13 protein-coding genes are annotated in these 13,773 nt (G+C 55.3%); 8 read left to right on the top strand and 5 right to left on the bottom strand.

Annotated elements, in window-relative coordinates; genetic code table 11:
• Nucleotides 1–24 precede the first annotated feature (24 nt).
• On the bottom strand, nt 25–654 hold the full coding sequence (locus EY643_RS12820; RefSeq protein WP_153239608.1) for a hypothetical protein: 630 nt from the start codon (nt 652–654) through the stop codon (nt 25–27).
• A gap of 333 nt (nt 655–987) precedes the next feature.
• Between EY643_RS12820 and EY643_RS12815 the strand changes: the two genes are divergently transcribed.
• The 3 genes from EY643_RS12815 to EY643_RS12805 all read left to right on the top strand — a co-directional run bounded on the left by EY643_RS12815 (nt 988) and on the right by EY643_RS12805 (nt 4,052).
• On the top strand, nt 988–2,925 hold the full coding sequence (locus EY643_RS12815) for a DUF3604 domain-containing protein (RefSeq protein ID WP_205743059.1): 1,938 nt from the start codon (nt 988–990) through the stop codon (nt 2,923–2,925).
• Nucleotides 2,926–2,991: 66 nt separating this feature from the next.
• A complete protein-coding gene (locus tag EY643_RS12810) occupies nt 2,992–3,558 on the top strand; it encodes a dihydrofolate reductase family protein (protein WP_153239607.1) in 567 nt (188 codons plus the stop codon).
• A complete protein-coding gene (locus EY643_RS12805; RefSeq protein ID WP_153239606.1) occupies nt 3,531–4,052 on the top strand; it encodes a DUF2306 domain-containing protein in 522 nt (173 codons plus the stop codon). The genes EY643_RS12810 and EY643_RS12805 overlap by 28 nt, the downstream gene beginning before the upstream one ends.
• Before the next feature lie 19 nt (nt 4,053–4,071).
• Here the strand turns inward: EY643_RS12805 and EY643_RS12800 are convergent, their stop codons facing one another.
• Nucleotides 4,072–4,974 (bottom strand): DMT family transporter, encoded by a 903-nt coding sequence (locus EY643_RS12800; RefSeq protein WP_205743058.1) that lies wholly within the window; start codon nt 4,972–4,974, stop codon nt 4,072–4,074.
• Between the two features lie 103 nt (nt 4,975–5,077).
• Here EY643_RS12800 and EY643_RS12795 point away from each other — a divergent pair, with 103 nt between their 5' ends.
• Nucleotides 5,078–5,530: a DUF2141 domain-containing protein gene (locus EY643_RS12795; RefSeq protein WP_153239605.1), complete on the top strand. Its 453-nt coding sequence runs from the start codon at nt 5,078–5,080 to the stop codon at nt 5,528–5,530.
• On the opposite strand, the gene EY643_RS12790 is transcribed toward EY643_RS12795, so the two are convergent.
• Nucleotides 5,531–7,009 carry an aldehyde dehydrogenase family protein gene (locus tag EY643_RS12790; RefSeq protein ID WP_153239604.1) on the bottom strand — a complete coding sequence of 493 codons (1,479 nt, stop codon included), beginning with the start codon at nt 7,007–7,009 and terminating at the stop codon, nt 5,531–5,533.
• A gap of 220 nt (nt 7,010–7,229) precedes the next feature.
• Here EY643_RS12790 and aceE point away from each other — a divergent pair, with 220 nt between their 5' ends.
• Genes aceE through EY643_RS12770 form a run of 4 tightly spaced genes read left to right on the top strand, consistent with a single transcriptional unit; the run spans nt 7,230 to nt 11,589 of the window.
• Nucleotides 7,230–9,908, top strand: a complete 2,679-nt coding sequence (gene aceE / locus EY643_RS12785; RefSeq protein WP_153239603.1) for a pyruvate dehydrogenase (acetyl-transferring), homodimeric type — start codon at nt 7,230–7,232, stop codon at nt 9,906–9,908.
• Nucleotides 9,909–9,940: 32 nt separating this feature from the next.
• Nucleotides 9,941–10,603: a hypothetical protein gene (locus EY643_RS12780; protein WP_153239602.1), complete on the top strand. Its 663-nt coding sequence runs from the start codon at nt 9,941–9,943 to the stop codon at nt 10,601–10,603.
• Nucleotides 10,604–10,624: 21 nt separating this feature from the next.
• Nucleotides 10,625–11,272, top strand: a complete 648-nt coding sequence (locus tag EY643_RS12775) for a hypothetical protein (RefSeq protein WP_153239601.1) — start codon at nt 10,625–10,627, stop codon at nt 11,270–11,272.
• A gap of 8 nt (nt 11,273–11,280) precedes the next feature.
• Nucleotides 11,281–11,589, top strand: a complete 309-nt coding sequence (locus EY643_RS12770; protein ID WP_153239600.1) for a DUF1272 domain-containing protein — start codon at nt 11,281–11,283, stop codon at nt 11,587–11,589.
• Between the two features lie 25 nt (nt 11,590–11,614).
• Here EY643_RS12770 and EY643_RS12765 read toward each other — a convergent pair whose 3' ends face one another.
• Together EY643_RS12765 and EY643_RS12760 are read right to left on the bottom strand one after the other, a co-directional pair.
• A complete protein-coding gene (locus tag EY643_RS12765) occupies nt 11,615–12,637 on the bottom strand; it encodes a DUF1254 domain-containing protein (protein ID WP_153239599.1) in 1,023 nt (340 codons plus the stop codon).
• 171 nt (nt 12,638–12,808) lie between these two features.
• Nucleotides 12,809–13,729: a LysR family transcriptional regulator gene (locus EY643_RS12760; protein ID WP_153239598.1), complete on the bottom strand. Its 921-nt coding sequence runs from the start codon at nt 13,727–13,729 to the stop codon at nt 12,809–12,811.
• Between the last annotated feature and the right edge of the window lie 44 nt (nt 13,730–13,773).

The raw sequence follows: 13,773 nt of genomic DNA, 5'->3' as shown, positions 1-13,773 counted from the left end.
GTCTTTCACCTGAGTTTGCTTCAGCTAGTTGATATAAGTCTCTTCGCCAAAATCCGGACAGGCTTCGACTAATTCCACTGCCTGCCGTTCTTTGCGGCTATCTGCAAGCCAGCACTCATCGAATATCGAGCAGTAGCAAAAAGTGACTACGCCTCTCGGCTTGGTGACGGCACCCATCAGTTTTCGCGCCAGATCCGCATTGTTTGTACTCAACATGACAACTGTTTCATCGGCTCGAATGACACGGTCACTAATAAAGTTTCGGTTGACCGCGGCGCCCGCTTCCCCATCTACGCTGGCAACTAGTTCGGACCAGTTACGTGTGACTTTGCCATCAATACTAACGCGCACATCCTGCATCTTTGCTGGACCAACACCGGCATTCGTGAATGATAACGAGAATCCTGCTTCTTCACCTTTGTCGTAATCTTCAACCATCAGCTGCACAAACGGCCAGACGGCCGCGGCGGTCTGCTCGCGAACTGCAGCAGATTCTGTCAGCGCCGCATAGAGGGCGAGCACCGCAATCACGATACCGACGACCGAGAGGATGGTCTGCCAGAAGGTCAGGCGAATTATGTGGTGCTCGGCGCGTAAGAGGGAGTGAGCCGCGCCTGAGCTAACTTCGCCTGAAGCTGGTTCGTCATCAATCATGCATCGAATCTCGTTTGCGCTAACGCTAGTCAGCCGGTCCACTATGGAACGAAAGTTATAGTTTTACTCGGAAATGATAGAACGGCAAGTTCCGGGCCAGTGCGGACGTTTGCAGCGGGAATGCGGTTCCGGATCAATCGAAAGCGTGCTTATACCGCAAACGGTGAGATCTCGAACGAACGATGTGAACTTTTTTGTGCGCACGAAACGGGTCGTGCACTTGTAATACTGCGCCGGCAGGCTAGAGTTAAGTAGTCGCTATTCAACTGGGCTGAGCACATCGCAGCAGCGGTTTCCCAGGAATAGCTTAAATGCAGGTAGAGGATAGATTTAATGTACTTCAATCGTAAACGTTCAACGGTCGTTATGCTGGCGTCTGCCACACTCTTTGCCAGTGTTCTCGCGCAATCTCAAGACATTGGATCTCCCGATCCTGATCTTTTGACAAGGATCTACCCGGGCAAGGCGTATTCACCTTACGCGGATCGCTCATTTCCAAATAACGTTTACTGGGGTGAAACTCACCTCCATACGGGCTTGTCTCTGGATGCTGGCCTATTCGGCAATATTCTGGGCCATGAAGATGCTTATCGCTTCGCACGGGGCGAGCAGATCACTTCGTCCGGCGGCCTCCAGGTCAAGCTTGGCCGCCCTCTGGACTGGCTGGTGATCACCGATCACTCGGACATGATGGGAATAGCAACTGACATCCAAAGCGGTGCGCCCAACATTCTGGCCAACCCAAAAGGCAAGGAGTGGGCGGAAGGGTTCAAGAAAGGCGGCGAGGCCGCCGGCGAAGCCGCGTTTGATCTGATCACGCACTTTGCCCAGATGAAGGTGCCCGCAGAGCTGGTGGAGCAGTATTCGCCCGGTTCCGAGGTTTACAACAATCTCTGGTACGACATTACAGAAACTGCGGATGCCTACAATGAACCAGGGCAATTCACTGCTTTGATTGGCTACGAATGGACATCCGTACCCAAGGGTTTCAATCTGCATCGCAACGTTATTCTGCGTGATGGTGGCGACAAGGCCAGAAAGGTAACACCATTGACCACCCAGCCACCGCTGGGAACGACAGACCCGCTGGACCTGTACGCATGGCTGCAAGATTACGAGGACAACACGGGAGGGCAGGCGCTGGCGATTTCCCATAACGGCAATCTGTCCAACGGCTGGCTTTTCCCGCTCACAGATACCTATGCGGGCGGCAAGGTGGACAAGAATTACGTGGAGTTGCGCGCAAAATGGGAGCCTCTCTATGAGGTAACCCAGATAAAGGGTGATGGAGAAACCCACCCCTTCCTTTCCCCCAATGATGAGTTTGCCGATTACGAGACTCTGGACAAGGGAAATCTGGATCTTACCCAGTTGAAGCAGGATGACATGTTGCAGCGCGAGTACGCACGCGAAGCCTTGAAGAACGGCCTGGCGCTGGAAACGTCCCTGGGCACGAATCCATACAAGTTTGGCATGGTTGGCGCTACCGACAGCCATACAGCCCTATCCACAGCAGAGGAGGAGAATTTCTTTGGCAAGTCTACCAGTGCCGAGCCATCTCCCTCGCGCGTGGAACATCCGTTTGTAGAATCCAAGCTCGGTGCCATCGAGGGATATGAACTGGCGGCATCAGGCTATCAGGGTGTTTGGGCGAACGAGAACACGCGTGAAGCGATTTTCGATGCGATGGAGCGCAAGGAAACCTATGCCACAACAGGCCCGCGCATTCCCGTTCGTTTCTTTGGCGGTTGGAATTTTACCGATGAAGATTTACGTAGCCGGGCCCCCGCGTTTCGCGGCTATGAAAAAGGCGTTCCTATGGGTTCAGACCTTCCTGCGGCTGCGGGCGAGTCACCAAGCTTTATGGTGTATGCCCTGCGTGATCCTGTAGGTGCCAATCTGGACCGCATCCAAATCGTAAAGGGATGGATGGATACCAAAGGGAAGACCCATGAGAAGGTTTACAACGTAGCCTGGTCAGATAACCGTGAAGCGGACGCCAAAGGTAACCTACCCCCGGTAGGAAACACGGTAGACCTCGAAGCAGCCAACTGGTCCAATACTATTGGTGCTTCCGAGCTCGCCACAGTTTGGTCAGATCCAGACTTCAACCCCAAACACAAGGCGTTCTATTACGCGCGAGTAATAGAGATACCCACGCCCCGCTGGGTGGTTTATGACCGGCTGCGTTACGGGAGCAAAATTCCTGAGGGCGCCAAGCTGATTCACCAGGAGCGCGCATATACCTCACCCATCTGGTATACACCTTGAGTACCCTTTTTGCCTGGGGCGGAGCTAGCGGCCGTCGCCCAGGCACTATCGCTTAAGGGTTAAAGCATGAAATGTTCAGCCTACATTGCTATGAGCGTGGATGGGTTTATCGCCACGGCTGATGGCAGCGTAGATTGGCTTGATACAGCAGCGAATCCTGAATCTGGTAGCCGGCCCGCGTTTGAAGATGGCGGCTTCGCGCATTATCTCGGCTCTGTCGACTGTATGATAATGGGGCGCAAATGTATGGAGAAGATCGCCAGTTTCAATCTTTCTCCGCAGCAATGGCCCTACGGCGACATGCCCATCTTCGCCATTAGCCGAACCGTTACCGAGGTGCCGGAGAATCTTCCCGATACGGTCCGTATCTACTCTGGTGACATATCCGCTTTACTGGCAACGCTGGAACAGAATGGACACAAGCACGCGTATGTGGATGGCGGTGGCACGATTACATCGTTTCTCCAGCAGGGCTTGATTGATGAAGTATGTGTAACCCAGGTGCCGGTACTGCTCGGGGATGGCCTGCCATTATTTGGCCCGCTTCGGGAGAAAATAGCGCTCTTCGATGCGGAGACCACTGCCTATTCAAATGACTTTGTTCAGTGGAAGTACAAAGTCAGCAAGTCTTAAGCGCTGCTGGCGGTAGCGCTCTTAGTGGATTGATTAAAAAAATGTTGGCGATTCTGCACACGGCCCTTGGGTTTGCATCACTGATATTCGGATTGCTCGTTCTTTGTTGGAGGAAAGGTGACCGCAGGCATCGCTTAGTAGGGCGAGCCTACTTTTTCAGTATGCTCGGGCTGAATTTAAGCTCGTTTGGGATGTACCGCCTTTTTGATGGCTGGGGTTTTTTTCACTGGATGTCGTTGGCCAGCCTGACCACCTTGCTGGCCGGCTACGTCGCGATACGTTACAGAAAGCTAGTTCCCCATTACTATTTTATGGTCTGGTCTTATATCGGCCTGCTCTGCGCAACGATCAGTGAGATATTCGCACAGATAGAGGTCGCGACAGCCATGCTTGCGGTTGTTCCTTCGCTAGACACCTATTTGATGCTTGTCCTGATTGGCGCGGGGCTGTTTCTATTGCCCAGGTATCAGTCTCAATTCGTCGGTGGAGCCTAAGGTCATCCGACAACACAGTTCACAGTAGTAACAGCGTGACCACGCAGGCAGTGACGAGGGCGAGGCCAGCGATCTCGCGGGGAGACAGTCTTTCGCCAAACCAGAATCGCCCGAGTAAAAGCGCGAAGATTAGTTCGATCTGGCCGAGTGCTCGCACTAGCGCCGCCTCCTGGTAGGTCATCGCCGTGTACCAGCCGATAGAACCCAGCACGCTGGTTACACCGATAAATAGCCCGAGAGGAAGCTCCCTTGCCAGTCGTGCCAATTGCTGGCGCTCGGCCCAGGCAAGATAAACCACGCATACCAGTGATTGGAGAGCAACCGTGCACACCAGGGTAACGGCGGCAGCCTCAACTGGGCTGCCTTGCAGTGAGATGCTCGCTGCTCGCAACCACAGTGCTGTGAGAGCGAACCCAAGCCCTGCTAGCAAGCCAAGAGTCAGGCTATGGGGCTCTAGCTTGAGAGAGTTTGAGGGAGCCGCAAGCATTAGCACTCCGGCCGTGCCAACGAGTACAGCGATCCATCCGGCGCCCGGCAGCGAAGCAGCGAAGAAAATTGAGCCGAGTACGGCAGTGAGGATGACCTCCGTTTTTGAGAAGACGGTACCGATAGCGAAGTTTCTCAGTGTTAGCAGGCGAATCAGCCAGTAGGTGGCGAGTATCTGGGCCAGGCCAGCAAGAGCCGCATAGCCAATAAAGCGAATGCTGCCAAGGGCCGCCCTGGTTGCCGAAACAGGTTCATCAGATGCAAATAGCAGCAGGTATGCCACGGCGAAGGGCAGTCCAAACAGGTAGCGCGCTGTGGTGGCTGCCATTGGGCTGAGGCTACCTGCCATACGCTTCTGGCCAGCAGTGCGCACTGTCTGCATTAACGCCGCAAGCAGGGTGAAAGCGATCCAGGGGGCTATCAGCTGTGATTCCATACAAACAACGGTCTATTAAAAGAGCATCCGGGCCGGCACAAGTACCGTATACAATGGAGTAGACTCTAAGCTACATTGGACGCTCAAGCACGGGGAAATAACAATGAGAAAACTGTTCGCGGCAATATCAATGGGACTCATACTTCCAGCTACGGCTTTGCCGACAATGGCCGAAGAGACCGGAGTAATAGATTTTGAGCTCAGTGGGCTCGCTACAGCATCCGGCTCAGTTTACGTCAGTTTCTATGATTCTGAAGATACTTGGCTGGGCGATGCCACGGTCACCAGGGTGGTTCTGGATGTAGAGCAATCGCGGGACGAGGAGATTGTGAAGGGCAGTGTCGAATTACCGGTAGGAGAGTACGCTATTTCCCTTTACTTCGATGCCAATGGCAATGGTGAGATGGATACTAATTTTATTGGTATTCCCAAGGAACCAGTGGCGATGTCCAATAACGCCAAGGCGCGCTTTGGTCCGCCAAAATATAAAGATGCAGTATTCACCCTTACCGCTGAAGGGGTAAATCAGAATATCGTGGTGGTAACGGTCGACTGATCAGTTGTTCGGCGGCGCCACTCCAACCACACGGGCGCCGGTAAAGAACTCGATGGTATGGCCGGTACCTTCCTCTCCCAGTCCGGACAATCCCCAGGCACCACGGGGCGCATCCGGGCTCAGTGACAGCAAGTTGTATCCATTGATCTTCACACCACCGGTGCGCAGCTTGCGGGAAAAGGCCCAGGCGGCTTCTTCGTTGGAACTGTACACGTAGGCGGCCAGGCCGTAGTCGGTGCCATTGGCCAGTGTGAGTGCCTCTGCCTCAGTGTCGAAGCTGTGTACGCTGGCGACCGGCCCGAAAATTTCCTCTATCGTATGTTCTGGTGCGCAGCCGTCCACCAACGTGGGTGGGATGAAGTAGCCCGGTAGGTCGGGCATCGTCGTATTGCTCAGCAGCGACCCACCGCAGGACTCCAGCCGCTCCAGTGCTCCAAGAATGCCCTGGTACTGGCCGTGATTGATCTGTGGACCCATGTCGGATGTGCGAGTCAGTGAATTGCCAAGTGTCACCTCAGCAAACAAAGCCATCACCCGGTCGAGCAGTGCGGATTTTACTGAGTTATGCACGATGACGCGCCCGAGGGCTCTGCACCACTGGGCATTGAGGTTGGTCATGCCGAACACGATGCCGCGGGCGGCATTTTCAATGTCCGCGTCCGGAAACACGATCAGTGGGTTATTGCCTCCGAGTTCCAATTGCAGGCGCTTGAAGTCGTTGGCTGCCGCATGGGTCATGGCGCGCCCACCAGCAGTGCCGCCAGTGAAGGATATAGCCCTGATGCGCGAATCGTTCACCATGGTGCTGCCGGTTTGACGGCTACCGCATACCAACTGGAACGTTCCCCGTGGTAGCCCCATGCTATTGATGGCTTCGGCGATCAATACAGCGGAATGGGGCGCCCACTCAGAAGGCTTGGCTATACAGGGCGCGCCGGCCGCCAGTGCGCTTGCCACCTTATGACAACCAATCGCAGTAGGGCCGTTCCAGGGCGACACCAGCAGGCTCGGGCCCCAGGGGCGACGGAAGGACTCTACGTCGCCTACTTTACCTGGCAGGGTTTTTTCGAGGTGCCCTTCACGCAGATACTGGGCTGCAGCTCGAAAGGTCATAGGCGCTACAACGGACATGCCTTCGGTGACTTTGAGTACTGCACCCGTGGTAAGCGCGTCCACGTAGGCGATTTCGGCTGCAAGTCCGGGCTCACTCAATTTCTCGGCGATTGCCTCGAGTATGTCCGCGCGCTCCGAAATCGGTGTATTTTCCCACTCCGCTCGTTCGAAGGCCGCCTCTGATGCGGCAAGAGCGCGCTCTACCTGAGCATCGGAGCAGGCGAGTTGCTCTTGCAGTGGCTCCAGAGTGTTGGGATTGAGCAGGGCATTCCCGCGCGCGAGCGCAGGCGTCTCCGCTGTACCGTCGATATAGCTCAGCAGAGGCGGGAGTGTCTGAACCGATCCCTGATTAATTGCTTGTTCCACGAAAACCCGATTTGGTGATCAATTGCGCCTAGTTTCGGGGAGAGGCCCCGTTGCTGCTTTGCGGATTGTCAATTTTGATTTTGGGCCACCCGTGGTAACCCGGGGGGCTGGGCACACTTGATATTTGTCATTGTTGTCGAAAGGGGCTATTGGTATCTAAGCACCTTGGGCAATCATGCTCGCTGTAATGACCTGCCTGTAAGAGGGGCACACCTTGAATATGAGCGAAAAAATTGAGACTACCCTGATCGACGCCCTCGCTGAAGATCGCCAGGAATGGGCCGAAGCGCTCGACGCGATTCAGACCCAGTTTGGCGAGGCGGGAGTTCGTGACATTTTGCGCTCGCTGCAGAATCACGCGCTTGGCCGGGGTGTGGTGTTGAGTGAAGCCACGCTCAATACCCCATACATCAATACAATCCCCGTGTCAGAGCAGCCCGTGTACCCCGGTGATATCGCGCTGGAAGAAAAAATTGAAAACATTGTGCGATGGAACGCCATGGCCATGGTGCTTCGGGCCCAGGATGAAGGCACTGGCGTAGGGGGGCATATCGCCACCTATGCATCGGCGGCTACCATGCTGGAAGTTGGCTTTCAGCATTTTTTCCGTGCTCGCTCTCAGGAGTATGGAGGCGACATGGTTATGCCACAGCCGCACGCGGCACCGGGCATCTACGCGCGCGCCTTCGTCGAGGGTAGGCTCAGCGAGCAGACCCTGAAGAATTTCCGTCGAGAGCTACAGCCGGGTGGTGGACTGTGTTCTTACCCGCACCCTCGTTCCATGCCTGAATTCTGGCAGATGCCAAACGCTTCCATGGGCCTCTCTACCCCATCGGCCATATACCAGGCTCGCTTTGCCAAGTATCTGGAAAACCGTGGTCTGAAACCCAGAACAGGTGGCAAATTCTGGTGTTTTGTAGGCGATGGAGAGTCAGACGAGCCGGAAGTCGTGGGGACCATCAATATCGCGGCGCGGGAGAAACTGGATAATCTCGTTCTTGTCGTCAACTGCAACCTGCAGCGCCTGGATGGCCCGGTACGTGGCAACGGTAAGATTATCCAGGAACTGGAGCGCACGTTCCGCGGCGCCGACTGGAATGTGATTAAGGTCATCTGGGGCTCGGGTTGGGACTCCCTGCTTGCCATGGATGCCGACGGCGTACTCCGCCAGCGTATGGAAGACTGTGTTGACGGCGATTATCAGCGCTATTCCATTCTCGACGGTGACGCCCAGCGGGAACACTGGGTGCATGGTGATATGGCGCTGGAGAAAATGATGAACTCGCTTACTGACGCAGAGGTCAAGCAGATCAAGCGCGGCGGCCAGGATCCGAAGAAGGTGTTCGCTGCGTTCAAGAGAGCCAGCGAATCCACCGACAAGCCCACGGTGATTCTGGTGAAAACGGTGAAGGGCGATGGCATGGGTTCAGCTGCGCAGGGTCGCAACACCGCCCACCAGAAGAAAGATCTCAATGCGGAAGAACGTTTGGAGTGTGCGCGCAACTACGGTATTCCCCTGAGCGACGAACAGGTAGTCAATGCCGAGTTTTATCGCCCGCCGGAAGACAGTGCGGAGATGCGCTACCTGCAGGACCATCGCGAACGTCTGGGCGGCTACCTGCCTGAGCGGAAGGTCGACGTTCCCACGCTGGCAGCGCCGGACATGGCACTGTTCAAAAGTCAGGTGGAAGGCAGTGGCGAGCGGGAAGGGTCGACTACGATGGCCATGGTACGGATGCTCGCGCAATTGATGAAAGACAAGAGTATCGGCGAGTATGTGGTGCCGATCGTGCCCGACGAGGCGCGAACTTTCGGTATGGATGCGCTGTTCAAAGTGGCAGGCATTTACTCACCCGAAGGCCAGAACTACACGCCGGTGGATGCTGATTCCCTGATGTCCTACCGTGAGGCGGTGGACGGTCAGATCATGCAGGAAGGCATCTGTGAGACCGGTGCAATGGCGTCATTTCTTGCTGCCGGAACGGCCTACGCGGTGCACGGTGTGCCCACCATTCCCTTCTATATTTTCTATTCTATGTTCGGGTTCCAGCGGGTGGGCGACATGATCTGGGCCTGTGCCGACATGATGGCCCGGGGGTTCCTTCTCGGTGGGACCGCAGGCCGCACCACACTCAATGGGGAGGGCCTGCAACATGAGGATGGCCACTCCCACGTGTTGGCCAGCACCTTTCCCAATCTCAAAAGCTACGACCCCTCGTTCGGCTATGAGCTGGCAGTCATTGTGCGCGATGGCATTCGGCGGATGTATCAGGAAGGAGAGAATATTTTCTATTACATCACCCTGTACAACGAAAATCACACCATGCCGCCTATGCCCCAGCGCGATGGTGTCGATGCAGGCGTCATCAAGGGCGCTTATCTCTGGCGCGAGCGGGTAGGGGATGGCGAACATATCGATCTCATGGGTAGTGGCTCTATGATGCAACAGGTCATTGAGGCTGCTGAACGCCTGCAGGCGATGGGTTATGCTCCCGCAATCTGGAGTGTGACCAGCTATATAGAACTGGCCCGCGAGGCTGAGGCCTGCGAGCGAGAAGGCCGCCTGAACCCATTGGGTGAATGCCCGCGCCCCTATGTAGAGAAGCTCTTTGCTGATTGCGCGGGCCCCATAGTCGCGGTCACCGACTACCAGAAGAGCCTGCCCGGCGGCATTGCCCGCTGGATGCCCAGTGCGTATTCCGTACTGGGCACTGACGGCTTTGGTGTCAGTGAATCCCGCTCCGATTTACGCAACCATTTTGAAGTGAGTGCGGACCACATTATCCAGGCTGCGCTGGTAGAGTTGTATCGCGCCGGCAAGCTGGCCGAAGCTGAGCTCAGTGAACACCTGGCCGAGATTGGTATCGATCCTGATAAGCCTGTTCCGGCTGATCGGTAGACAGGCGTGGACCACATTCAGCGAGATGGGCATTGAACAATCTGCTGCTGGCGTTCGCCCTGACGCACGCCATGCTGTTGGCCTGGACGTTTCGAGCGGGTAATAGCGGCTCTCTTGGTTTGTGGTGGCTGCGCGCACTGCTGGTTGGCATGTGTTACGACAACCTCGTGCAAGCGAGCGGACAATGGTTTGTCGGCGAAGCCTGGTACGAAGCAGCCAACACAGTCAGGTTTTTCCTGCACGCAGTGTTACTGCCAATGCTGATGCTGTTCGCGCTTCATACGGCGCAGCTGGCCGGCGTCGGTGTTGCGAGGACTCCCGCTTTTATATCGAGTTGCAGACTGTTTACTGCCGCAGCGATTGCGTGGGGGTTATATCACGAGGTTTGGCTTCTGCAACTGGAGCCCGTATCCGTTGCCGGTGTGGACAAGCTCCGAAGTACTTCGACGCTGCCGCCTGTCGCTACTATCCTGACGAACCTGTTGGTGCTACCGATTGCATTTGCTATCTGGCGCATTGCTCAGTGGCGATGGTTGTTGCTAGGCACACTGTTCATTTTTGTCGTCAACGGTGCAACCGGCGCGCAAGCCTGGGGCTTTGCAGTCGGAAATTTCGCCGAGATCGTCTATGTATTGACTCTGCTTGGCACAGAAAAGCAATTTTCGGCCCGCTGTACTAAGATCAGAGAGACTTGAATAATCGGAAGCATAATTTCAATGAATGAACCGGAAGCGGAAGGTATTGGCGGGAGCGTCATTGCAGGTACCATCCTGCTCGCTACAGCCTATGCGATTGTTCGATACCATGTCGCTGGCGACGTGCCCTGGAGCGAGTTCTCGCTGTTTATTCTGAACAAGGGGCTCTGCCTGGCCGGATTCATCCTACTGGCGTTTAATTTCGCCCTGGGGCCGGCTAAAAACCTCGGTGTACCTGTCCCCAGGAAATGGTTGTTGGCAAGAAAAGCCTTCGGTATGACGGGGTTCCTGCTGATTCTCATCCATGCGCTGATAAGTTTTATGCTCTTTTCTGCGTCCTATTACGGGAAGTTCTTCAATCCGGATGGGACTCTCACGGCGGTAGCCAGCTTGAGTATGCTCGCCGGTATTCTTGGTTTCGTGGTGCTTTGGGCCTACAACCTGAGTTTCCAAACCAAACTTAGCGAGGATGCCATTTTCATCGAATTCATTACTTCGCGTCGTTTTCTGATTTTTGCGTTGCTTCTGGGTGGTCTTCATCTGGTGTTTATGGGGTATGAAGGCTGGCTCAAACCTGCTGGCTGGCAAGGTGGACTGCCCCCTATTAGCCTCGTCGCCTTCGCGTTTTTCGCCGTGGGTTACTCATTGAATCTGTTGGGAAGGGAGTAGGCGGTATTGTGTTAGAGCTCAGGCCCAACTGCGAGTGCTGCGATAAAGATCTGCCTCCGGACTCCGTCGAGGCCATGATCTGCACCTATGAGTGCACGTTCTGTCGACAATGCGTTGATGAAGTTCTCGATAATGTCTGCCCCAACTGCGCAGGTGGCTTTTCCACTCGACCAGTGCGGCCTAAAACTGCACGGCGTCCTGGCGTTAGTCTCGAGTATCAACCGCCATCTGAAAACCGGGTAAATACACGTTATTCGCAGGAAGAGATCAAAAGGTTTTCAGCGGCGACCAAGCATATTGCTCCGGAACACCGCTGAGTCTCAGCGGTTCCTCTCCTGTTCTCTAGCTGCCCTTGACCACATTTCGGGTGGGCGCAATCTTACCGTCGATGACGTCCTGGCTAACGCCGTAGTAGCGCATGGTGAAGGAGAACCGCTCACCTTTGGTGTCTATGTTGTTGGGAGCGTCGTCACCGCAGTTAAACGAGACAGTGATCGATCCATCCTGGTTTTTCTGCCAGGTATGCGAGTTAACATTTTTCACGCCTTCCATCAGGTAGCGTCCGGTATCGTAAGGAGTGACCGAGGTAAAGTAGCGCGACTTGGGGTCTGCAAATGTGGTCTGGTAGCAAGTTTCACCATCCATGAACAGCGAGTTGGTGTACTTGTTGGCGACATTGGCGACCGGAGAGGCACCGCCCCAGCCATTGGCGTTTTCCAGGTTCCACTGATGCAAGTCGGTGATGTCAGCCGCGCTGCTGGGGAAAGTGTATTCGAGCACGTAGTCACGTGTTTCTGCGCGATACTTCTCTACCCACTGCTGAACTTCATCGTAGTCGTAGGGTTTCACCTCGTAGGTGCCGAAAATAAAGCTATCGTCGGGGATCAGCTGCTGTGCAGCCCTGGCGACCTCGAGACCTTGTTCGGTGCCAGAGCGGTAGATCAGGAATGCGTGCTTTGAATCGACGCTGACCGTATGAGTGCCGTCCTCTACAATGTAGTGTTGTCCATGCCCACCCTCATTGACCACCTGCACCGCCATATAGACGTCAGTCTCTGGAATGGTGAATGTCACCTGGCCCTTGTCATCAACCTCGGTGATGACAACAGAATAAAGAGTGTCGTCGTTCATCTGGATGGTGGGTGCCTTGTCGCCGCGAGGGGGCAGCCTGTCCATATGAGAAATGCCTTTGTTGGCTCCGCGGGCAGCCCAGTTGCGGAAGTTCTTTGCAGTTTCCGCCTGGGAGAAATTCTGCTCGTTGATAGCAATAGTGTCAGTCCCGGCATGAGCAGCTCCGGCAAGTGCCATGCTTGCCGCTACTATGGCGGCTGAGATCAGTGATGCTGGATATGCGTTAGTCTTCATGGTGACGTTTCCTTTTCGCCAGTGAGATATTCGAAAGCCTTTCGAAGCCTTTCGAAGCCTTTCCCTACAAGATGTGGTCACTCTAGGCGGAAACCCTATTGAGTGATAGTGACTTTCGGTGATTTTTATAAGTCGAAATTCGACTTGCTGCTGTGTCGCGTTTTTTTTGCCTCAGTTGAGGTGCGGAGTAATGACCTCCGCCACCAGCGCTACCAGCCAGCGCTGTCGCGCACTGTTCCGAAGGCGGCGAGGATAGCAGGCAACTACCTCGGCATCTGGCAGCGGAATCTCAGCGGGGTACGGCACGGCTTTTATGTCACTTTCCTGCTGCACAACGGCCATCGTACCTGCCATCAATTCGTCGGTGTGCCTCAACCTATCCAGCGCCAGCGTGAAATTATCCGTGCGTAGCGCCACCTTGGGCATAAGGTCGAGGCTGCGCAAGGTAGACTCGAGCAGATTCTCGTGGTCGTTCCAGTCAGGCAGCAACAGTGAAATCAGGGGATAGCGCTCAAAGACCTTCATCGTCGGCCTTCGCCTTCCTGCAGGATGATCGGTTCGTACCATCAGGGTGTATTCATCTCTGCCCAGGCGCTGCTGGTAGAGGGCCTGGGGCCATTTACTGCTTCCGAAGTGGACGCCTAGTGCAACCCCGCCTTCGAGAATCTCCCCGGAGGTACTGGCCCGCCATGTTTCCAGAGACCATGTGACGTTGGGAGCCGCTTGTGCGAGATGCGTTGTCAAAACACGGCCCCAGCTCCGCAGGGCAGGGCTACCCAGGGCGATGCGCATCTCTCCGCTCATTGCCAAGGGGTCGAATGTGTCGTTCCCTTCCACGACACCCTCGAGTAATTCAAACAGCTCGGGCAGGCGTGCGACCACTCGCTCGGTCAAAGCAGTGGGTTCCAGGCCCCCTGCGGTGCGAATGAACAGAGGGTCGTCAAGAATATCTCGCAGCCTGCTCAGCGCGCGGCTGACAGCAGACTGGGATAGATGCAGCTGTTCGGCGGCCCGATAGGTGTTGCGGGTTTGCGCCAGGACCGAAAGTACCCGGAGCATTTTCAGGTCGACGCGTTCCAGATTGATTGCCATGCGATTCAAGTCACTTTTCGAATTAATAAGATTACTTTAAGTCA

Origin of the sequence: Halioglobus maricola (genome assembly GCF_009388985.1) — a bacterium.
Taxonomy (GTDB): domain Bacteria; phylum Pseudomonadota; class Gammaproteobacteria; order Pseudomonadales; family Halieaceae; genus Halioglobus; species Halioglobus maricola.
This window is presented reverse-complemented; position numbering and strand designations above follow the sequence as displayed.